Source organism: Mycobacterium colombiense, assembly GCF_001953985.1.
Taxonomy (GTDB): domain Bacteria; phylum Actinomycetota; class Actinomycetes; order Mycobacteriales; family Mycobacteriaceae; genus Mycobacterium; species Mycobacterium colombiense_B.
Genome location: NZ_MBEI01000017.1, coordinates 201,945 through 220,818, shown reverse-complemented (window position 1 = coordinate 220,818; position 18,874 = coordinate 201,945). Strand labels below are relative to the sequence as shown.

At 68.1% G+C, this 18,874-nt stretch carries 21 protein-coding genes; 9 read left to right on the top strand and 12 right to left on the bottom strand.

Going from position 1 to position 18,874, the window contains the following annotated elements; genetic code table 11:
- The first annotated feature begins 24 nt into the window (after positions 1–24).
- Positions 25–711: a DUF427 domain-containing protein gene (locus A5732_RS03860; protein ID WP_076053025.1), complete on the top strand. Its 687-nt coding sequence runs from the start codon at positions 25–27 to the stop codon at positions 709–711.
- Here the strand turns inward: A5732_RS03860 and A5732_RS03855 are convergent.
- From A5732_RS03855 to A5732_RS03845, 3 genes are read right to left on the bottom strand one after another with little or no spacing between them, the layout of a single operon-like run.
- The gene (locus A5732_RS03855; protein WP_076053023.1) at positions 695–1,870 is read right to left on the bottom strand and encodes an acyl-CoA dehydrogenase family protein; all 1,176 of its coding nucleotides are present in this window, start codon (positions 1,868–1,870) and stop codon (positions 695–697) included. The two genes, A5732_RS03860 and A5732_RS03855, sit on opposite strands and share 17 nt — an antisense overlap.
- Before the next feature lie 18 nt (positions 1,871–1,888).
- Positions 1,889–2,809 carry an LLM class F420-dependent oxidoreductase gene (locus A5732_RS03850; RefSeq protein WP_076053021.1) on the bottom strand — a complete coding sequence of 307 codons (921 nt, stop codon included), beginning with the start codon at positions 2,807–2,809 and terminating at the stop codon, positions 1,889–1,891.
- Between the two features lie 5 nt (positions 2,810–2,814).
- A complete protein-coding gene (locus A5732_RS03845; protein WP_076053019.1) occupies positions 2,815–3,705 on the bottom strand; it encodes an acyl-CoA thioesterase in 891 nt (296 codons plus the stop codon).
- A gap of 131 nt (positions 3,706–3,836) precedes the next feature.
- Here A5732_RS03845 and A5732_RS03840 point away from each other — a divergent pair, with 131 nt between their 5' ends.
- The 4 genes from A5732_RS03840 to A5732_RS03825 all read left to right on the top strand — a co-directional run bounded on the left by A5732_RS03840 (position 3,837) and on the right by A5732_RS03825 (position 6,643).
- On the top strand, positions 3,837–4,313 hold the full coding sequence (locus tag A5732_RS03840) for a polyketide cyclase (protein ID WP_076100737.1): 477 nt from the start codon (positions 3,837–3,839) through the stop codon (positions 4,311–4,313).
- 73 nt (positions 4,314–4,386) lie between these two features.
- Positions 4,387–5,205, top strand: coding sequence for an SMP-30/gluconolactonase/LRE family protein (locus A5732_RS03835; RefSeq protein ID WP_076100735.1), 819 nt, complete (start codon positions 4,387–4,389; stop codon positions 5,203–5,205).
- Between the two features lie 15 nt (positions 5,206–5,220).
- Positions 5,221–6,045, top strand: a complete 825-nt coding sequence (locus A5732_RS03830; RefSeq protein ID WP_064950957.1) for a thioesterase family protein — start codon at positions 5,221–5,223, stop codon at positions 6,043–6,045.
- Positions 6,046–6,097: 52 nt separating this feature from the next.
- Positions 6,098–6,643, top strand: coding sequence for a TetR/AcrR family transcriptional regulator (locus tag A5732_RS03825; RefSeq protein WP_065056844.1), 546 nt, complete (start codon positions 6,098–6,100; stop codon positions 6,641–6,643).
- A 30-nt stretch (positions 6,644–6,673) separates the two neighbouring features.
- Here A5732_RS03825 and A5732_RS03820 read toward each other — a convergent pair whose 3' ends face one another.
- From A5732_RS03820 to A5732_RS03805, 4 genes are all read right to left on the bottom strand, one after another.
- Positions 6,674–7,825 (bottom strand): patatin-like phospholipase family protein, encoded by a 1,152-nt coding sequence (locus tag A5732_RS03820; protein ID WP_216351563.1) that lies wholly within the window; start codon positions 7,823–7,825, stop codon positions 6,674–6,676.
- 133 nt (positions 7,826–7,958) lie between these two features.
- Entirely contained in the window at positions 7,959–9,299 is a 1,341-nt protein-coding gene (locus tag A5732_RS03815; protein ID WP_076053010.1) for an FAD-binding oxidoreductase, read from the bottom strand.
- A gap of 21 nt (positions 9,300–9,320) precedes the next feature.
- Positions 9,321–10,061, bottom strand: coding sequence for a glucose 1-dehydrogenase (locus tag A5732_RS03810; RefSeq protein ID WP_007769272.1), 741 nt, complete (start codon positions 10,059–10,061; stop codon positions 9,321–9,323).
- A 17-nt stretch (positions 10,062–10,078) separates the two neighbouring features.
- Positions 10,079–11,179 (bottom strand): NAD(P)H-dependent amine dehydrogenase family protein, encoded by a 1,101-nt coding sequence (locus A5732_RS03805; RefSeq protein WP_076053008.1) that lies wholly within the window; start codon positions 11,177–11,179, stop codon positions 10,079–10,081.
- Positions 11,180–11,293: 114 nt separating this feature from the next.
- Between A5732_RS03805 and A5732_RS03800 the strand changes: the two genes are divergently transcribed.
- Positions 11,294–12,184 (top strand): alpha/beta hydrolase, encoded by an 891-nt coding sequence (locus A5732_RS03800; RefSeq protein ID WP_076053006.1) that lies wholly within the window; start codon positions 11,294–11,296, stop codon positions 12,182–12,184.
- Here the strand turns inward: A5732_RS03800 and A5732_RS03795 are convergent.
- Positions 12,181–12,816, bottom strand: coding sequence for a TetR/AcrR family transcriptional regulator (locus A5732_RS03795; RefSeq protein WP_076053004.1), 636 nt, complete (start codon positions 12,814–12,816; stop codon positions 12,181–12,183). The genes A5732_RS03800 and A5732_RS03795 overlap by 4 nt on opposite strands.
- Positions 12,817–12,974: 158 nt before the next feature.
- On the opposite strand from A5732_RS03795, the gene A5732_RS26870 reads away from it, so the two are divergent.
- A complete protein-coding gene (locus tag A5732_RS26870) occupies positions 12,975–13,100 on the top strand; it encodes a hypothetical protein (protein ID WP_003874194.1) in 126 nt (41 codons plus the stop codon).
- A 28-nt stretch (positions 13,101–13,128) separates the two neighbouring features.
- Here the strand turns inward: A5732_RS26870 and A5732_RS03790 are convergent, their stop codons facing one another.
- From A5732_RS03790 to A5732_RS03775, 4 genes are all read right to left on the bottom strand, one after another.
- Positions 13,129–14,565: an NAD(P)(+) transhydrogenase (Re/Si-specific) subunit beta gene (locus tag A5732_RS03790; protein WP_076053003.1), complete on the bottom strand. Its 1,437-nt coding sequence runs from the start codon at positions 14,563–14,565 to the stop codon at positions 13,129–13,131.
- On the bottom strand, positions 14,562–14,903 hold the full coding sequence (locus A5732_RS03785; RefSeq protein ID WP_076053001.1) for an NAD(P) transhydrogenase subunit alpha: 342 nt from the start codon (positions 14,901–14,903) through the stop codon (positions 14,562–14,564). The genes A5732_RS03790 and A5732_RS03785 overlap by 4 nt, the downstream gene beginning before the upstream one ends.
- On the bottom strand, positions 14,904–15,998 hold the full coding sequence (locus tag A5732_RS03780) for a Re/Si-specific NAD(P)(+) transhydrogenase subunit alpha (protein ID WP_076052999.1): 1,095 nt from the start codon (positions 15,996–15,998) through the stop codon (positions 14,904–14,906). It abuts the gene before it with no gap.
- A gap of 241 nt (positions 15,999–16,239) precedes the next feature.
- Positions 16,240–16,701 (bottom strand): DUF1348 family protein, encoded by a 462-nt coding sequence (locus A5732_RS03775; protein WP_076053099.1) that lies wholly within the window; start codon positions 16,699–16,701, stop codon positions 16,240–16,242.
- A 116-nt stretch (positions 16,702–16,817) separates the two neighbouring features.
- Here A5732_RS03775 and A5732_RS03770 point away from each other — a divergent pair, with 116 nt between their 5' ends.
- Together A5732_RS03770 and A5732_RS03765 are read left to right on the top strand one after the other, a co-directional pair.
- Positions 16,818–18,038 carry an acyl-CoA dehydrogenase family protein gene (locus A5732_RS03770; protein ID WP_076053097.1) on the top strand — a complete coding sequence of 407 codons (1,221 nt, stop codon included), beginning with the start codon at positions 16,818–16,820 and terminating at the stop codon, positions 18,036–18,038.
- The gene (locus tag A5732_RS03765) at positions 18,031–18,855 is read left to right on the top strand and encodes a tyrosine-protein phosphatase (protein WP_076052997.1); all 825 of its coding nucleotides are present in this window, start codon (positions 18,031–18,033) and stop codon (positions 18,853–18,855) included. Before A5732_RS03770 ends, A5732_RS03765 begins: the two co-directional genes overlap by 8 nt.
- The last annotated feature ends 19 nt before the right edge of the window (positions 18,856–18,874 follow it).

Below are 18,874 nucleotides of genomic sequence, written 5' to 3'. Positions count from 1 at the left end.
GGGCAAGCAACCGGAAGGAGCACCATGACTCTGGTGGCCGGGCGTGGTCCGCTCAGCAGCGATCCCGCGGGGCGTTTCTCGCCCGCGATACCCGACGACGTCGTCTATGTCGAACCGCATCCCCGGCGCGTACAGGCCATCAAGGATGGCCGCGTGGTGATCGACACCGAGCGGGCGCTGCTGGTGCACCGGCGCGGCCGGCCGCTGAGCTACGCCTTCGCGGCCGACGAGGTGGGCGACCTACCCAGCGAGCCGGAACCCGAGGCGCCCGGTTACGTCCAGGTGCCCTGGGACGCGGTCGACACCTGGCTGGAAGAGGGGCGCCGGCTCGTGCACTACCCGCCCAACCCGTATCACCGCGTCGATTGCCGTCCGACCCAACGCCGCCTGCGCGTCCGCGTCGCCGGCACCACGCTGGTCGACACCGACGACACGGTGATCGTGTTCGAGACCGCGCTCGCCCCACGGCTCTACGTCGATCCGGCACACGTGCGGACCGATCTGTTGCAGCGCTCCGAGACGGAGAGTTACTGCAATTACAAGGGCTTCGCGACGTATTGGTCGTTCGTCTCGGGCGAGGATGTCGTCTCCGACGTCGCGTGGTGCTATCCCGGCCCGCCCCCGGAAAGCCTGCCCATCCGGGGATTCCTGAGCTTCGACGACACCCGCGTCGAGATGACGGCCGAGCTGCCGGTCAGCGACCGTAGCTAGGACGCCCGAGCCCCAGCTCGTGCTGGGCGATCATGTTGCGGAACACCTCCATGGTGCCGCCGTAGATGCCGGCGGGCACGCCGTGCCGGAAGATGAACTCGATGCCGCCGTCATCCGCGGAACCCGTTGTATCGGTGGGCAATGCCGATGCCGTGCCCAGCAGGTCCATCAACTCCTGGGAGACCTCGCGCATGGTCTGAATGAGCGCCACCCGCCCGTACATTCCGGGAGTCGACATGGCCGCCTCGATGCGGGCCATGCTGCGCCCCAGCCGGTATTTCGTGGCGCCGTCGTCGATCGGGCGCCGCCCGGTCGCATCGGGCGTGGCCAGCACAGCCGCGACCCCGTCAGCCGCCTCGGCCATCAGGTGGCCGTGCTCTGACAGCATCGAAATGTTCTGCAGGCCATGGTCTTGCGCGTCGGTAATGCCATGTTCGGCGTCGAGGGCGAACCGCATCACCGTCCAGCCGCCGTTGACCTCACCGATCCGGTAGAGGTCATCGACCCGAACGTCGCTGTAATACACGATGTTGGTGCGGTCACCGTCCACCGTGCGGATGCCCTGGATCTCGATGCCTGGCGAATCCAACGGCACCAGGAACATGGTCAGGTTCTTGTGTTTGCGACCCTGCGGATCGGTATTGGTCAGCAGGAAAACGTACTTGGCGTTCTGCGCATTCGAGGTGAACATCTTGGAGCCGTTGATCACCCAGCCCGATCCGTCCCGCACGGCACGGGTCTTGCAGGTGGCGACGTCGGAGCCGCCTTCGGGCTCGGTGTAGCCCAGGCACAGCCGGATCTCCCCGGACAGCACGCCCGGCAGGATCGCGTCGGCGAGTTCGGACTTCCCGAATTGCTTCACCAACCGCGCGACGACCGCCGTGGTGCCCCAGTGGAACCACGGCGTGTGCGCGCGACCGATCTCGAGGTGGAAGATTCGCCGTCGCACCGGGTCGAATCCGCCTTCGGACTCCTGGTACCAGTCCGACGTCAGGTAACCCGCTTCGCCCAGCGCCAAATGGACTGGCTCACTGAAGTTTTCGCCGGTCTCGCGATCACGGCGACGAACCTCGTCCGTGACGTGTTCGGCCATGAAAGCCTGGGTCTCATCGAAGAATTTCTGATCCTCGGGCGAAAGTTCGACGCGGGAGAAGTCCATGAGTCGTCTTCTATCCAACTAGGCCGCGTCGACGACCAGGGTGCGGAACCGGTCGAGGGTCTCGAGCGCGTGCGTCATGCTGTCGCCGGGCAGGTGGATGCTGACCCACGTCACGCCCAGCTTCGCCAGCTTGTCCAGGCCCTCGAGGTAGGCGTCGGCGTTGAAGTCGTCGCTCGCGGGGCTGCCGCCCTCGAAGTTGGTGAAGGTGATGTCGATGGCGGACCAATCCCGCTGGGCCGCATCGCATCTGCGCCGCAGATCGTCGATGCCGTCGGCGAGCTTCTGCACCGAGTCGATGACGGCGGTGCCGGCAGTCTGGGCCAGCTGCGGCGGCGCGGGGAACGGGCACCAGCCGTCGCCGTACTGGGCCACCCGCTGCCGCGATGACGACGTATTGCCGCCGATCCAGATCGGCGGATGCGGATCGCTCACCGGCCGGGGATGCGCGGTGATGCCACGCGCGCTGAAATGCTTGCCCTCAAAGGAGATATCGTCGCCGGTCCAGATGGCCCGGATCACCTGAAGGGACTCCTCGAACAGCTCGGCGCGCTCGTCGAAGCTCACTCCGAGTGCCGCGAACTCGCGCTTGAGGTAGCCCACGCCCACCGCGAGCGTGAAGCGCCCACCGGAGAGCAGGTCCAGGGTGGCGCCGGATTTGGCTACCACGAATGGATTTCGGTACGGCAGCACCACGATGTTGGGGATCAGCCGCAGCGTGGACGTGGTGGCCGCCGCGAAACCCAGTGCGACAAAGGGGTCTAACGCGTCGTGTCCGCCGGCATCCAGCCATCGCTGCGAGGGCGCCGGGTGATCGGTGAAGCCGAAACCGTGAATTCCGGCCGCCTCGGTCGCCGCGGCCACCTTGCCGATACCGTCCCCGCTCACCAGCTCCGGGTTGTACGGATGGCTGTGCATCGGGTGGGTGATGGTGAAGCGCATGGCCGTTAGAACCGCGCGCGAGAGTCGATCGCCGTGTCGCTGGTGCGCAGCGGGCGGATCAGCGCCTCCTGGGCGAACGAGGCCAGCAGGTCACCCTCTTGCGCGTGCACGGTGCCGCGCACGTACGACATGCCCGCGCCGACCTGGGTGCTCTCGTGCGTGTAGAGCAGCCACCCGGTCCAGTCCACCGGTTCGTGGAACGCGACCGAGATGCTCATCGGTGCGGTCGACACGGTCAGGTGCGCCTGGGCGGTACCGATGCCCTCGTGCGCCCGCATCGTGGTGGAGATGCCCAGATGCCCGGTGAAGTAGGCCAGCAGCGCCTTGGCCAACTCGTCGCGGGTCGGGATCGGGTCGTAGTGCAGCCAGGCGTAGAGCTCCGGCGGGCCGACCTCGTCGGGGCTGTTGACGTCGACGACGTCGACGAGGCGCAGCTCGCGGCCGACCATCGGCATCGGCGAGTGGTTGGCGTCCGCCGGGGCGGCGACGTCGGGGCGCGGCAGGTGGTGGCGGATGACATCGTCGGTCGGGACGTCGGCCAGCACGGTGATGCTCAGGCAGCGCCGGCCGTTCTGGTGCACGGCGACCACTGCGGTGGCGGTGGACCGGCCTTCGGACACCACGTCGAGGACGAGTTCGATGGGCGGGCCGACGACCACGGCGCGGGAGAACACGGCGTGCGCCGAGCGCACCGACTTGTCCGGGAATCGCTTCGCCACCGCGACGATCGCCTGCGCGAGCACCTGGGTGCCCTCCACCACCTGGCGTTCGTCGCCCACCGCGATGCCGGTGTTGCCGGTGAACCGGTCGTCCCCGTCGGCCTGCACGTCGAACAGATCCAGCAGGCCCTGCACGGTCCATTCGGTCTGCGCGGATTCCTCAGACGCCTTCGTCAACCCACTCCACCTCTCGCGCTCGCGGCTCAGCGCTCAGCGTGACACTTTGAGTAGGATTTGTAAAGCTCGGCTAACAAGACGGCGGCCACGCCGATTGACGGGACGGCGGAACGCACAGGGAGGCAACACCATTGGGCATCGTGACCACCACTTCGGAGACCGCGTTCACGCAGTCCGCCGAGACGGTGTACGACTTCGTGACCAACCCGCAGAACTGGACGAAGACCTACCCCGGCAGCGCGCACATCGGCAACTTGCCGGAGCTGCCGCTGAAGGTCGGTGACACCTGGGAGGAAGCGGGTCCCGACGGCGACCGCGTCTTCAGCTGGCAGCTAGCCGCCGCGGTGCGCCCGACGCTGTTCGTGTTCACCTCGATCGGCCGGCTGGGCCATGACCGCGCGGGCAACGGCGGGATGGAGGGCCGCATCACCGTCTCGTACCGCTTCACCAGGCCCGGGCAGGACATCACGCTGTTCTCCCGGACCATGACGATCGAGGCGTACAAACACGCCCCGCTGCCCGACCAGCTCTTCCTGCAGGCCAATCCGGCCAAGATCGACGCCTACCACGAGGCCGTGGCGCGGGAGCTCGCCCGATCGGCAGATTGACACCGGTACCCGCGGTGCATGACACTTTTTCGGTGTTTTGTAAAGCGGACCGATTTGCCGACGGCGGGGACGAATGATTCCCGAGCCGGTGGCCAACGGATTCTGCTTCGGCGAAGGCCCGCGCTGGTTCGAGGGGCTGCTGTGGTTCTCCGACATGCTGGGCGAGGCCGTCCACACCGCGACGATGGGTGGCTCGCTGACCACCCTGCCGCTGCCCGGTCATTCCCCGTCGGGTCTGGGCTTCCGGCCCGACGGGTCGCTGCTGATCGCCTCGACCGACGACCGGCAGGTGCTGCGCTACGACGGCGAAACCGTGGCCACCATCGCAGATCTCGCCGACCTGGCGCCGGCCAACCTCGGCGACATGGTCATCGACGACGCGGGCCGTGCCTACATCGGCTGCCAGGCCCTCAGCGGTGGGGTCATCCTTCGTCTGGACGCCGACGACCGCGCCACCGTGGTGGCCGACGATCTCGACTTCCCCAACGGCATGGCGATCACCCCGGATCGCAAGACGCTGATCGTCGCCGAATCGACGGGCCGGCGGCTGACCGCGTTCTCCATCGCCGACGACGGCGCCCTGTCCGACCGCCGGGTTTTCGCCGACGGCCTGGACGGCCCGCCCGACGGCATCGCGCTGGATGCCGAGGGTGGGGTGTGGGCGTCGATGACGTTGGCCCACCAGTTCGAGCGGATCGTTGCGGGCGGCACCGTGACCGACCGCATCGACATGGGCGACCGGGTCGCGATCGCGTGCGCCCTCGGCGGCCCCCAGCGCCGCACCCTGTTCCTGCTGTCGAGCACGGAGGCCTATCCTCAGCGCCTGATCGGCACCCGGCTTTCCCGGCTGGATGCCGTCACGGTGACCACTCCCGGCGCCGGCCTGCCCTGACCCGAGAGGTTGACGATGACCGACGCCTATTACGAGCTGATCGACTCGACCGGTGACGGGTTGGGCGAGAAGTTCCGGGCGACCGATCTGGCGCGCGGCACCTGGTCGGCGGCCATCCAGCACGGCGGTCCGGTGTCGGCGCTGCTGGTCCGGGCGCTGGAGCGATGCGAGCAGCGCGATGACACGCGCCTGTCGCGGGTCGTCATCGACCTGTTGGGCGGGGTGCCGGCCGAGGGCGATCTGTGGGTGCGCGCCGAGGTGCAACGCCCGGGCAAGCAGATCGAACTGCTCAGCGCCGAGATGCTGGCCCCCGGCCCCGACGGCACACCGCGGCCGGTGGCGCGCGCCAGCGGATGGCGGTTGCAGCACCAGGACACAGAACCAATAGCGCACGCCCCGGCGCCACTGCCCGGGCCGCGGGCCGAGGCCTTCAACCGCAACCTCAAGGCGCGCGACTGGGACCGCAATTACGTGCACAGCCTGGAGTGGCTGTGGCTGACCGAGCCGCTCAGCGAGGGGCCCGGCGAATCCTGGATCAACCCGACCGTCGACCTGGTCAACGGCGAATCCATGACGCAGCTGGAACGGCTGTTCGCGGTGGCCGACTGCGCCAACGGCATCGGCAGCAAGCTCGACATCACCAAATGGACCTTCCTCAACACCGATCTGGCCGTGCACGTATTTCGTGTTCCCGACGGCGACTGGATCGGCATCCGGGCGGAGACCAGCTACGGGCCGGACGGCATCGGGACGACCATCGGCACGTTGTTCGACGAGCAGGGCGCGGTCGGCGCCATCCAGCAGTCGGTGCTGGTGCGCCGGCGCCCGCCTCGGGCCTAACGTGGGAGCGAATGACCATGACACCTCGGCGACACCGCGAAAAGTTTGAATCATGAGCCAGCCGGCCCGGGCGACGACGATCGCCGACACCGACACCTCGACGCGTCAGCGCATCCTGGCGGCCACCGCCGAGGTGCTGGGCCGCAACGGCAAGACCAAGCTGAGCCTGTCCGACGTCGCCACCCAGGCGGGCGTGTCCCGCCCCACGCTGTACCGCTGGTTCGCCTCCAAAGAGGAGCTGCTGTCGGCCTTTTCGGCGTACGAGCGCCAGATCTTCGAAAGCGGTCTGGTGAAGGCCACCGCGGGCCTGAAGGGGGTCGACAAGCTCGACGCCGTGCTGCGGTTCATCGTCGAGTACCAGCATTCGTACTCCGGGGTGCGCATGGTCGACGTCGAGCCCGAACACACCATCGCCCAGTTCTCCTGGGTCATCCCGCAGATGCGCGAGGGCTTGCAGCGCCACCTGCCCGGGCCGAACGCGGCGGTGAAGGCGGCGACGGTCATCCGGATTGCGATCTCGCACTACATCGTGCGAAGCGATGACGCCGAGCAATTTTTGGCGCAGCTGCGCCACGCGGTCGGGATCAAGGGCAGCTAGTCGAACCGAAACTCGCCACGCCCCTGGGCCTCACCCGCGGCGTCGGCGGCTGTTTCGGCGGTCTTGACCCGGGTCGCGGTGACGTTGGCCGGGCGTGGTGGTGACCTCGGTGGCGGGTGCGACCGGGGGGTGAGCCTGCTCCCAGGCGGCCAGGAACTCAGCCGCCGCCGCCTTGCCGTTGGCGAACAGCATGTCGCGCTGGTCGGTCGTCAGCCCGAAATCGGTGCTGGCGATACCCATCGTGTCCACGAACACCGTCCGGGCGCCGACGCCCTCATCGGCCAGCGGGTAGCGGTTCCACTCGCCCGTTGCCGTGTGCGCGATCGCGACGACCTCGCGGAGATCGCCCCGCACTGGTATGTCCGGGGTGTTCAGCGCCGGCCGCGACGAGAGCTTGATACCGAATGTCGGCCACCGGTTAGGCCGGCCGTCGGTCCGGTCGAACACGGTCACCGGGAAGTTCTGCAGCAGCCCGCCGTCGACCCAGGTGCAGGCCCCCAGGGCAGTCTCCTGCTCGAAGGGCTGGAAGAAGAACGGGATCGACATCGACGCACGGACCGCGTCCACGATCGGGTAGTTGTCGATGACCGTCATCTGCCGGTCCGGATCACTTTGATCTTTGCTGCTCAGCAGGTAATAGGGCAGGTCCCAGGGCAGCCGGACCAGGGCTCCGCGGGTCAGGTCCGAGGTGTGGGTGACCAGCCGGTAGCGCTGGTACGGGGCCAGGGCGGTGCCGTCGTCCGTGGTGATCTTGAGGTCGGCGAAGGTGCGGATGCCGAGCGGCTCCAGCTTCGAGGTCAGCCACTCTTTGACGTAAGTGCTCGCGTACAGGCCCTGGTGGCTCACTAGCGCGGCGGCTTCCCCGATCAGGCCCAGGTGCCTCTCGGCCCAGGTCTTCTGCATGAACTGGGTGTAGTCCAGCTCGGTCATATCCGTCTGTAACTGGGTCAGCGGGACTTTCCTGACCTGATATGCGGCGATAAGGGCGGCCGCAATGGCGCCGGCCGACGTGCCGCCGATCCGGGGAAAGACAAAGCCCGCGTCATGCAGGGTCAGGACGGCCCCGACCAGTGCGATCCCCTTGACTCCCCCGCCCTCGAGAACGAGATCTGCGCCCGGTCCGGCCTGCGCTTGCGCTTCCAGTGTCATGCGCTGACGCGCCTGACCATCCGCCGTTGTCATGCCTGCCTCCGCGAACTCCCGGTAACGCCGTGAAAATATGACCTAAGTACATGCCTGAGGTCGGCCCGCTGTCCGGCGAATGCCGTTTTTAGTTGTTTCGGCGAGCCAGCGGCCCAAGAGCTTTCATGCTCCCTTAATCGAAAAGCACTGCGGCATTGAGGAATCCGGTTGGGTCCAGCGCGTTTTTGACCGTGCGCATCGCGGCGATGTCGGCGGGCCCGCGGGACATGGCGAGGTAGGGCCGTTTGCGGCTGCCGACGCCGTGTTCTGAGCTCACGTTGCCGCCGCATCGCGCGATGAGGTCCATCATTGGCTCGTACAGCACCCGCTCCCGGTCGGCCGGGCAGCGCAACACGTTCAGGTGCAGGTTGCCTTCGCCGATGTGGCCGAACAGCACCGGCAGCGCGTCGGGGGCATGCGTGTGCACCAAATCGACCGCGTGCCTTTCGAATTCGCCGATCGCCGACAGCGGCAGCGAGACATCGAACTTCAGCGGGGGCCCGTACACGCCGAAGACCTCGGCCAGTGATTCGCGGACCTGCCACAACCGTTGCTGCGCAACGAGATCCACGCCGACCGCGGGATCGGCGCGCATCGGCACGTCGTCGAGCAGCTCGGCCAGCCGCTCGGTCTGGTCGTGATCGGCGGCCAGTTCCACCAGCAGCAGCCACTCGCCGGCGACCGGGGCGCCGACGCCGCGGTGCTCCTGGGTCAGCGCGGCGGCCCGGCCGTCGATCAATTCCAGGGCGGCAATGCCGTCCACGTCGCGGAAGGTGCGCCCGGCGGCCACCAGCGCCTCGAGGTCGGCGAATCCGCAGATCGCCGTCACCCGGTGCGTCGGGGTGGCGTGCAGCCGCAGGTCCAGCTCGGTGATGACGCCCAGGGTGCCCTCGGCGCCCACGAACAGCGCGGGCAGGTCGTAGCCGGTGTTGTCCCGGCGCACCCGGCTGTGCCGGCGCAGCAGCGTGCCGTCGGGCAGCGCCACCTGCACGCCGACCACCTGCTCGCCCATGTTGCCGTAGCGGACCGTGCGCAGGCCGCCGGCGTTCGTCGATGCCATGCCGCCGACGGTCGCGGTGTCGCGGGCCGCCAGATCCACGCCGAACACCAAACCTGCTGCGCCCGCGGCCCGTTGCACCGCGGCCAGGGTGGCTCCGGCGCCGGCCTCGATGCGGCGTTCCACGGTGTCGACGTCAGCGACGGCGTGCAGCCGCTCGGTGGACAACAACACGTCGTCGTGCTCGGGAACGGTGCCGGCCACCAACGAGGTCCGGCCGCCCTGCACCGTCACGTGCGCCCCGGCGTCCCGGCACACCCGCAGCACCTCGGCGACCTCCTCGGCCGTGCCCGGCCGCACCAGCGCGCTCGCGGTGCCCCGGTACCGCCCGGTGTGGTCGACGCTGCGCGCCGCCAGCACGTCGGGATCGGTGACGACGTGGTTCGATCCGACCAGGCTCGCCAGGCTGCGCAGCATGCTCGCGGTTATAGCACCGCCCTAGAACTCCTTGTGATTCACGTCGGTGACCAGGCCGCCGTCCATCACGTATTCGCTGCCGGTGGAGTAGGACGACTCGTCGCTGGCCAGGAAGAGCACGAACGTCGCGACTTCGCGGACCTCGCCGGGACGCCCGAGCGGGATGGTCACCATGTCCTCGGGCAGGTGGGCGGTCATCGGGGTGCGGATGAACCCCGGGTGTACCGAGTTCACCCGAATGTTGTGCGGCGCCAGCTCCAATGCCGCCGACTTCGCCAGCCCGCGCACGCCCCACTTGGACGCGACGTAGGGGTGCACCATCGGCGCGCCGCGCAGGCCCTCGATGGACGACACGTTGATGATCGAGCCGCCCCCGGCCGCGATCATCGGCTCGACCGAGGCCCGCATGCCCAGGAACGTCCCGGTCAGGTTGACGTCAATCACCTTCTGCCACTTGGCCAGATCGAAGCTCTTCAGCGGGCCGAGCGCGACGGTGCCGGCGTTGTTGACCAGGACGTTGAGCTTGCCGAATTCGCCGACCGCGGTGGCGACGGCGGCGTCCCACTGGTCGGGCTGGGTGACGTCGAGGTGCACGTAGCGCGCGGAGTCGCCGATCTCGTCGGCCAGCGCCTTGCCCTGGTCGTCCAGGATGTCGCCGATCACGACCTTGGCGCCCTCCTCGACCAGCAGCCGCGCGTCTTCGGCGCCCATACCGCCGGCGCCACCACTGATTAGCGCTACCTTGCCGTCTACCCGACCCACGTGGGTCTCCTTTCGATTTAGGTGGTCACCAAAGTGCTTGGTGCGTATAGGCCTTTGCCCGTTACCAGCGGCAAGTCAAGTGTGGTCCGGATGCCCGGCGGCGCCGCGATCACGGCGGGGATGGCGTTGACGACGCGGCCCGCGGCGCCCGCGATCGCCGCGTGGTTGTGGTCGCCCTTGCGGCTGCTCGGGATGATGTCGACCGCATATGACGGCTCCCCGGTGATCTCGACGCGGTAGGAGCCGTCGCCGGAGGCGGGCTGGGGCAGGTCGGGGCGCAGGTCCGGCCGCAACCGGGTGACGTGCTCGATGATGATGGCCGGGTGACCCTTGACCATGCCGCGAATCTCGAACTGCAGCACGGCCACGGTGCCCTTGGCCACGCGGCCGATCGCGATGTCGAAGTCCTCGGGGGCGGGCTCGCGCTGGTAGGACTCGGTGATCTCGTCGACCTCGATGCCGAGGCCGGCGGCCAGCTGACGGATCGCGGTGCCCCAGGCGATGCTGAGGATGCCCGGCTGCAGCAGCATCGGCACCTCGTCCATAGGCTTGGCGAACCCCATGTAGTCCATGACCTCGGTCCCGTTGTACGACGCGTAGTCGTGAATCTCCATGCAGCGCACCTGCTCGATGCGCTGACAGGTGCCGGCGAGCGCGAACGGGATCAGGTCGTTGGCGAATCCCGGGTCGACACCGCTGATGAAGATGCTCGAATTGCCTTGCTTGGCAGCGTCTTCCACGCGGGCGATGTACTTGTCGGGCATGACGCCCCACGGGTACTGCAGCAGACCCGGCGACGAGCCGACGACGTTGATGCCGGCGGCCAGGATGCGCATGACATCGGCCATCGCCTCGGGCAGCCGGGTGTCGCCCATCGCGCAGTAGACGACGCAGTCGGGCTTGGCGGCGATGATCGCGTCCAGGTCGTCGACGGCCGTGACGCCGGTGACGACCCCGGTGTCCAGGCCGACGCCGCACAGCTCGCCGGCGTCCTTGCCCACCTTTTCCGGAGTCGAGACGCACACCCCGGTCAGCTCGAATTGGGGGTTGGTGATGAGTTCGGCGAGGGCCAGCCCTCCGACATTCCCGGTACCGACGTGCGCGACGCGGATCGCCATGAGAGTCTCCGTCCCTGTAAAACCCTGGACAACTTTTCTAGACAGTAGTCCATAAATTTTGGGCAGCATACCTACCCGACAAGACGCGGCCAGCGGGGGCAGAATCAATCGCTGATGACACCGCGCGAAGACGTTCAATTCACCTCCGGCGACGACCTGATCAGCGCCTGGCTCTACCGCCCGCCTGGCGACGGGACCGCACCACTGCTGGTGATGGCGCACGGCCTGGGCGCGGTGCGCGGCATGCGCCTGGACGCGTACGCGGAGCGTTTCAGCGCGGCCGGCTACGCCTGCCTGGTGTTCGACTACCGCAACTTCGGCGACAGCGAGGGCCGGCCGCGGCAGGTGCTCGACGTCGGCATGCAGCTCGCCGACTGGGCCGCGGCCGTCGCCTACGCGCGCACCATCCCGGGGATCGACCCCGGCCGGATCGCGTTGTGGGGCACCTCTTTTGCCGGTGGCCACGTGATCGCCACCGCGGCGCGGCTGCCGGGCATCGCGGCGGCGGTCGCCCAATGTCCGTTCACCGACGGCCTCGCGTCGGCGCGCACCATCAACAACCCGTTGGTCGCCGCGCGCATCACCGCGCGGGTGGTGCGCGACCTACTCGCACGCCGGCGGGGCCGCCCGCCGGTGATGGTCGCGACGGCCGGCAAGCCCGGTGAGGTCGCGTTGATGAACACACCCGACGCGTATGCGGGCTACCTGCGGTTGGTGCCCGACGGGCTCGACTTCCGCAACGAGGTCGCCGCCCGAATCGCGTTGCAGGTCTTCAGCTATCGCCCCGGCCGCTCCACACCCGAGATCACCTGCCCGATCCTGTTCTGCGTGTGCGAGGCCGACTCAGTGGCCCCCGCGGGGGCGACGCTTCGCCACGCGGCCAAAGCGCCCCGCGGCGAGGTCAGGCTGTACCCCGAGGGCCATTTCGCGATCTACGTCGACGACGCCTTCGACCGCGTCGTCGCCGACCAGCTCGCGTTCCTCGACAAGCACCTGCGCGCTTAGGGTCCCAGCGGGGACGTCGTGCGGATCGCTTCGTCGCGGATCAGCCCACGCAGCAGCGCGGTGCTGAATTCGGCCGCGATCTCCTTGGCCGAACGCCGGCCGCTCGGGCGGAGCCAGCGGTAGGCACCCAGCGTCATCCCGATGTAGCCCAGCGCCAGCACATGCGAATCGCACGGGTAGAACTCGCCGTTGGCGATCCCGCGGTCGATCAGGCCGTGCACGTGGTGGTAAACCTGGGCTTCCTTCTCGCGGACCTCGGCGACCTGCTCGCTGGTGAACCATTCGGTGATGTAGGGCGCCTCCTGGAAGTACACCGCGGCCCTTTCGGGATCGCTGGCGATGCCGGTGAGCAGGCGGACCGTGTACTGGTAGAGCGCCTCGCGCGCCGTCCAGGACGGGTCATCGTGCACGGCGGCCAGCGTGCCCTCGGCGGCCTGGCGGTAGATGTCGTACAGGATCAGCGACTTGCTGGCGTAGTAGTGATAGACGGTCGCCTTGTTCAGGCCGATCACGTCGGCCACGTCGTCCATCCGGGTGCCGTGATAGCCGCGCGCCGCAAACAGCTTGGTGGCGACCGCCAGCAGCTCTTCGCGCCGGGTCAGCCCATTCGGGGTGATGCTGTCGGTGGGCATCTGTTCTCACTATCGTCGGTACGGCCAGGCCAGGGCCGGTTCGGCCAGAATAGCTATCAATCAACTGGTTGGACAGTTTATGCAAAACGCCGGGTGTCACGTGCAGGCGTATGCGACTAGACTCCTCATCGAACGAGATGAGTCGAGAGGTGGGGCCGATGGATCCGAGTCCGGATTACGACGGAAGCGACGAGATCGAGTTCTTCATGCGCTACCTGACCTGGGGTCTGCGCGGCGTCACCGACGGAAACGGATACCCGCCGCCGGCCTACCCGCCCGTCTAAACTCCCAGCGCACAGGCGCTTTTCGTCGTTACAGCGCCTTGAGTTCCTCGGCGACCTCGGTCACCGATTTCTTCGCGTCGCCGAACAGCATGCTGGTGCCCTCGCCGTAGAACAGCGGGTTGTCGATGCCGGCGAAGCCGGAATTCATCGACCGCTTGAGCACAATCACCGACTTGGCCTTGTCGACGTTGAGGATCGGCATGCCGTAGATCGGGCTGGACGCGTCGTTGCGCGCCGCCGGGTTGGTGACGTCGTTGGCGCCGATGACGATCGCGACGTCGGTACGGGCGAATTCGTCGTTGATGTCGTCCATGTCCTTCATGGCGTCGTAGTCGACTTCGGCCTCGGCCAGCAACACGTTCATGTGCCCGGGCATCCGGCCGGCGACCGGGTGGATCGCGTACTTCACCTCGACGCCCTTGTCCTCCAGGAGGGCGGCCATGTCTTTCACCGCATGCTGTGCCTGCGCGACGGCCAGGCCGTAGCCCGGCACCACGATCACCTGGTTGGCGTAGGCCATCTGGATCGCGGCGTCGGCGGCCGAGGTGGCCTTGACGGTCTTGTCTCCACCGTCGCCACCGCTTGGGGCGACCCCGCCGCCGCCGAAGCCGCCGGCGACGATCGCCGGGATCGAGCGGTTCATGGCCTTGGCCATCAGGTTGGTCAGGATCGAACCGGACGCGCCGACGATCATGCCGGCCACGATCATCGCGGTGTTGTTCAGCGCCAGGCCCGCGGCCGCGGCCGAGAGCCCGGTCATCGCGTTCAGCAGCGAGATGACCACGGGCATGTCGGCGCCGCCGATGGGCAGCACCACCATCAGGCCCAGCACACCCGCGGCGGCGAGCAGCCCGATCATCCACCACAGTGATGCTCCGGCTGTCCCGCCGGGAGTGCCGGGATGGGCGTGCAGACCGATCACCACCGCGGCAACCACGGCGGCGGCCAGCAGCAGCAGGTTGATCGGCTGCTGCGCCCTGCCGAAGCCGATCGGCGATCCGGAGATGATCTCCTGCAGCTTGCCGAACGCGATGGTCGATCCCCAGAACGAGATCGAGCCGATGATCGCGGCGAACAACGAGGCCACCACGATGTGCACGGTCGGTGACTCGCCGTGCTGGAAAGCCGAAAAGCCGCGCGTCTCAATGAATTCCGCGAGCGCGATCAGCGCGACCGTGCCGCCGCCGACGCCGTTGAAGAACGCCACCAGCTGCGGCATCGCGGTCATCTTGGTGTAGCGGGCCGGCGGGACGCCGAGCACCACACCCACCACCAGGCCGGCGATGATCAGCACCCACTGGTCGGTGTGGCGGATCTTGATCAGGGTCGCCGCCACGGCCAGCGCCATACCGACCGCGGCGATCAGGTTGCCCCGCACCGCCGTCTTGGGCCCGGTCAGGCCCATCAGGCCGTAGATGAAGAGGGCGAACGAAATGATGTAGAGGCCGATTACCAAGTAGTTCATTTGGCCGCCGGCCCTTCTGCCTTCTCGGCCTTAGCGGCCGATACGGGTTTCTTCTTGCCCTTGAACATGCCCAGCATCCGGTCGGTGACGATGAACCCGCCGATGACGTTCAGGGTTCCGAACACCACCGCGACGAACAGGATGATCTGCACCGCCAGCGAGGGATGCTCGACCGAGCCGAACACCACCAGCGCGCCCAGCACCACGATGCCGTGGATGGCGTTGGTGCCCGACATCAGCGGAGTGTGCAGCGTGTTGGGCACCTTGGAAATGACCGCGAACCCGACGAATCCGGAGAGCACCAGGATCGCCACGTTGGCCAAGAGTTCGTCGTACATCTACGAGTCCTTCCGATCGCGGGTCACGCAGGAGTCCGCGACGACCTCGTCGTCGAAGTCGGGGGCCAGCTTGCCGTCGGTGAGCAGCAGGTCCAGCAGTGCGGTGATGTTCTTGCTGTAGAGCTCGCTGGCGTGCTCGGGCATGGTGGCCGGCAGGTTCAGCGGCGAGGCGATGGTGACGTCGTGCTTGACGACCGTCTTACCGGGCTCGGTGAGCTCGCAGTTACCCCCGGTCTCGCCGGCCAGGTCCACCACCACGCTGCCGGGCTTCATCGCCTCCACCGCGGCCGCGGTGACCAGGCGCGGCGCCGGGCGTCCCGGGACCAGCGCCGTGGTGATCACGACGTCGAACCCGCTGATCGCCTTCTCCAAAGCTTTCTGCTGCTGGGCGCGCTCCTCGTCGGTGAGCTCACGGGCGTAGCCGCCCTCACCGGAGGCGTCGATGCCGATGTCGAGCCACTGCGCGCCCACCGAGCGCACCTGGTCGGCCACCTCGGGGCGGACGTCGTACCCGGTAGTGCGCGCGCCCAGCCGCTTGGCCGTCGCCAGCGCCTGCAGCCCGGCCACGCCGACGCCGAGCACCAGCACGGTCGCGGGCTTCACGGTGCCGGCGGCCGTCGTCAGCATCGGAAAGAAGCGGGTGGATTCCGAGGCCGCCAGCAGCACGGCCTTGTAGCCGGCCACGTTGCCCTGCGACGACAGCGCGTCCATCGCCTGCGCCCGCGAGATCCGCGGGATGGCCTCGAGCGCGAACGCCTGCACGCCGGCCTGCTTCAGGGCGCCGATCGAGTTCTCGGCATTGCGCGGGGCGAGGAAGCCGATCAGGGTCTGGCCGCTGCGCAGCTTGGCGACCTCGGCCTCGGTCGGCGGCGCGACCTTGACCACCACATCGGCGGCCCACGCGTCCCCGATGCTGGCCCCGGCCTCGGTGTAGAGGGCGTCGGGCAGCAGCGCCCGTTCGCCCGCACCGGACTCGACCACCACCGCCACGCCGCTGCCCACCAGCGACGCGACCGCCTTCGGCACCAGCGCGACCCGCCGCTCGTCGGCGCCGGATTCGGCGACCACTCCTACCGTCGTCTGCGCATTTGTCATGGCGCGTACATCTACTTTCCGTACTTTCCCGTACTGTCCCTGCCGATGGGCGTGGCGCCGGCTCGGCCGCGCGCTTCGCTACCTTAACCAGGTTTCACCATGGACGCGCGAACGGCTCCGGGCCACCGGGGGCGGGATACCCCGCCCCGGGCGATCGACGCTCCGGTCGATGGTTCGCCGCCACCGGGCGACGCAGTAGCGCCCGCGAGGTTGTGACGTCACAAGACGGCGTTGTGCGCGGCTACCAGAGCGGGAACTCCTGGCCGTGGTCGGACTCCGGGCGGGGCCCGAAGTAGCGCCGCTGCGATTCGTCGATGGGCACGTCGTTGATGCTGGCCTCGCGGCGCGCCATCAGTCCCGACTCGGTGAACTCCCACAGCTCGTTGCCGTAGCTGCGATACCACTGGCCGGACTGGTCGTGACACTCGTATTGGAACCGCACCGCGATGCGGTTGCCGTTGAAACTCCACAAACTCTTGCGCAGCGAATAATCCAGCTCGCGCTCCCACTTGCGAGTCAGGAACGCGACGATCTCGTTGCGGCCGATGATGCGCTCGTCTCGATTGCGCCAGTGCGAATCGGCCGTGTAGGCCAGGCTGACGCGCTCAGGATCGCAGCTGTTCCACGCGTCCTCGGCCGCCTGCACCTTCTGCAGCGCGGTTTCGTGGGTGAACGGAGGCAACGGGGGGCGGGATTCACTCATGCCGTCCATCGTGCCGCCCGCGCCGGCGCGTCTTCACCGCGGCGTAAGCACGGCGCTGACGACCGGAAACGCAGCGACTCGACACGTGTCCTATCGTGACGGGCATGGACTTCGCGATGTCGGCCAAAGCCAGCGACTATCACAAGCGGTTGTCCGACTTCATGACTGAATTTGTCTTCCCGGCCGAGGCCGCCTACGACAACTACCGCCACGAGGCCGGCCCCGACGACCACACCGTTCCCCCCGTCATCGAGGAACTCAAAACCAAGGCCAAGGAGCGCGGCCTGTGGAACCTGTTCCTGCCCGCCGAATCCGGGTTGACCAATCTCGAGTACGCGCCGCTGGCCGAGCTGACCGGTTGGAGCCTGGAGCTCGCCCCCGAGGCGGTCAACTGCGCGGCCCCGGACACCGGGAACATGGAGACCCTGCACCTGTTCGCCACCGAGGAGCAGCGCAAGCAGTGGCTGGAGCCGTTGCTGGCGGGCGAGATCCGTAGCGCCTTCTCGATGACCGAGCCGGCGGTCGCGAGCAGCGACGCCCGCAACATCCAGACGGCGATCGTGCGCGACGGCGCCGACTACGTCATCAACGGGCGCAAGTGGTGGACGTCGGGCGCGGCCGACCCGCGCTGCAAGATCCTGATCGTGATGGGCCGCACCAACCCCGAGGCCGCGAGTCACCAGCAGCAGTCGATGGTGCTGGTGCCGATCGACACCCCGGGCGTGAGCGTGCTGCGCTCCACGTCGGTGTTCGGCTGGCAGGACCAGCACGGGCACTGCGAGATCGTCTACGACAACGTCCGGGTGCCGGCCACCAACCTGCTCGGCGAGGAGGGCGGCGGCTTCGCCATCGCCCAGGCCCGGCTCGGACCGGGCCGCATCCACCACTGCATGCGCGCGCTCGGCGGGGCCGAACGCGCCCTGGCGCTGATGGTGCACCGCGCGAACAACCGCATCGCCTTCGGCCGGCCGCTGGCCGACCAGGGTCTGGTGCAGCAGGCAATTGCCAAGTCCCGCAACGAAATCGACCAGGCCCGGCTGCTCTGCGAAAAAGCGGCGTGGACGATCGACCAGCACGGCAATAAGGCCGCGCACCTGCTGGTCTCGCAGATCAAGGCGGTGGCGCCGCAGGTGGCCTGCGATGTCATCGACCGCGCGATCCAAGTGCACGGCGCCGCCGGCGTCAGCGACGACACGGTGCTGGCCCGCCTGTACGGCTGGCACCGCGCCATGCGGATCTTCGACGGGCCCGACGAGGTGCACATGCGGACCATCGCGCGCACCGAGATCGGCCGCGAACAGTCGGCCTTCGCCGCGGCGGTCACACCGAATGACTGAGGCGCTGCGAGAACTGTCCGGCGCGTGGAACTTTCGCGACGTCGCCGCCGGCGCGCCGGCGCTGCGGCCCGGGCGGTTGTTCCGGTCCGGTGAGCTGAGCCGGCTCGACGACCAGGGCCGCACCACGCTGCGCGAGTTGGGCATCACCGACGTCGCCGACCTGCGCGCGAACCAGGAAGTCGCCAAGCGCGGTCCGGGTCTGGTTCCGGACGGCATCGAGATCCACCGGCTCCCCCTGCCCGACCTCGGCGACGACGAGCGAAGTGACGACGACGCCCCGCACGAGACCGCGTTTCGGCGGCTGTTCGAGGGTGATTCCGACCAGTCGGACGAAGAAGTCAATGAGGCCGCCATCCGGCACATGATCGATGAGTACCGGCAGTTCCCGACCCGCAATGGGGCGCAACGCGCTGTGCGGCAGGTCTTCTCGATGCTGGCCGCCGGGCGTTCGGTGCTCACGCACTGCTTCGCGGGCAAGGACCGCACGGGTTTCGTGATCGCCACGGTGCTGGAGGTGCTCGACGTGGATCGCGACACCATCGTCGCCGATTACCTGCGCAGCAACGCCGCGGTGCCCCAACTGCGCGACCACATCTACGAGATGATCCAGAAACGGTCCGACGTCGAATTGACCCCGGAGGTCGTCACGTTCACCAAGGCCCGGCTGGCCGACGGCGTCCTCGGCGTGCGTCCCGAATACCTGGACGCCGCACGCCTGACCATCGACCAGCAATTCGGTTCGCTGGACGCCTATTTGCGCGACGCGGGTGTCAGCGAGGCGGACGTGGACCGTCTGCGCGGCGAGCTGCTCGCCTGACTCGCTGACCACCCGGTCG

Excerpts from the sequence above, each read along its gene's own strand:
- A5732_RS03815 (WP_076053010.1), bottom strand. The coding sequence starts at position 9,299 with ATGCTGCGCAGCCTGGCGAGCCTGGTCGGATCGAACCACGTCGTCACC.
- A5732_RS03800 (WP_076053006.1), top strand. The coding sequence starts at position 11,294 with ATGACACCGCGCGAAGACGTTCAATTCACCTCCGGCGACGACCTGATC.
- A5732_RS03765 (WP_076052997.1), top strand. The coding sequence starts at position 18,031 with ATGACTGAGGCGCTGCGAGAACTGTCCGGCGCGTGGAACTTTCGCGAC.
- A5732_RS03780 (WP_076052999.1), bottom strand. The coding sequence starts at position 15,998 with ATGACAAATGCGCAGACGACGGTAGGAGTGGTCGCCGAATCCGGCGCC.
- A5732_RS03805 (WP_076053008.1), bottom strand. The coding sequence starts at position 11,179 with ATGGCGATCCGCGTCGCGCACGTCGGTACCGGGAATGTCGGAGGGCTG.
- A5732_RS03855 (WP_076053023.1), bottom strand. The coding sequence starts at position 1,870 with ATGGACTTCTCCCGCGTCGAACTTTCGCCCGAGGATCAGAAATTCTTC.
- A5732_RS03790 (WP_076053003.1), bottom strand. The coding sequence starts at position 14,565 with ATGAACTACTTGGTAATCGGCCTCTACATCATTTCGTTCGCCCTCTTC.
- A5732_RS03795 (WP_076053004.1), bottom strand. The coding sequence starts at position 12,816 with ATGCCCACCGACAGCATCACCCCGAATGGGCTGACCCGGCGCGAAGAG.
- A5732_RS03825 (WP_065056844.1), top strand. The coding sequence starts at position 6,098 with ATGAGCCAGCCGGCCCGGGCGACGACGATCGCCGACACCGACACCTCG.
- A5732_RS03785 (WP_076053001.1), bottom strand. The coding sequence starts at position 14,903 with ATGTACGACGAACTCTTGGCCAACGTGGCGATCCTGGTGCTCTCCGGA.
- A5732_RS03775 (WP_076053099.1), bottom strand. The coding sequence starts at position 16,701 with ATGAGTGAATCCCGCCCCCCGTTGCCTCCGTTCACCCACGAAACCGCG.
- A5732_RS03860 (WP_076053025.1), top strand. The coding sequence starts at position 25 with ATGACTCTGGTGGCCGGGCGTGGTCCGCTCAGCAGCGATCCCGCGGGG.
- A5732_RS03830 (WP_064950957.1), top strand. The coding sequence starts at position 5,221 with ATGACCGACGCCTATTACGAGCTGATCGACTCGACCGGTGACGGGTTG.
- A5732_RS03850 (WP_076053021.1), bottom strand. The coding sequence starts at position 2,809 with ATGCGCTTCACCATCACCCACCCGATGCACAGCCATCCGTACAACCCG.
- A5732_RS26870 (WP_003874194.1), top strand. The coding sequence starts at position 12,975 with ATGGATCCGAGTCCGGATTACGACGGAAGCGACGAGATCGAGTTCTTC.
- A5732_RS03820 (WP_216351563.1), bottom strand. The coding sequence starts at position 7,825 with ATGACAACGGCGGATGGTCAGGCGCGTCAGCGCATGACACTGGAAGCG.
- A5732_RS03770 (WP_076053097.1), top strand. The coding sequence starts at position 16,818 with ATGTCGGCCAAAGCCAGCGACTATCACAAGCGGTTGTCCGACTTCATG.
- A5732_RS03835 (WP_076100735.1), top strand. The coding sequence starts at position 4,387 with ATGATTCCCGAGCCGGTGGCCAACGGATTCTGCTTCGGCGAAGGCCCG.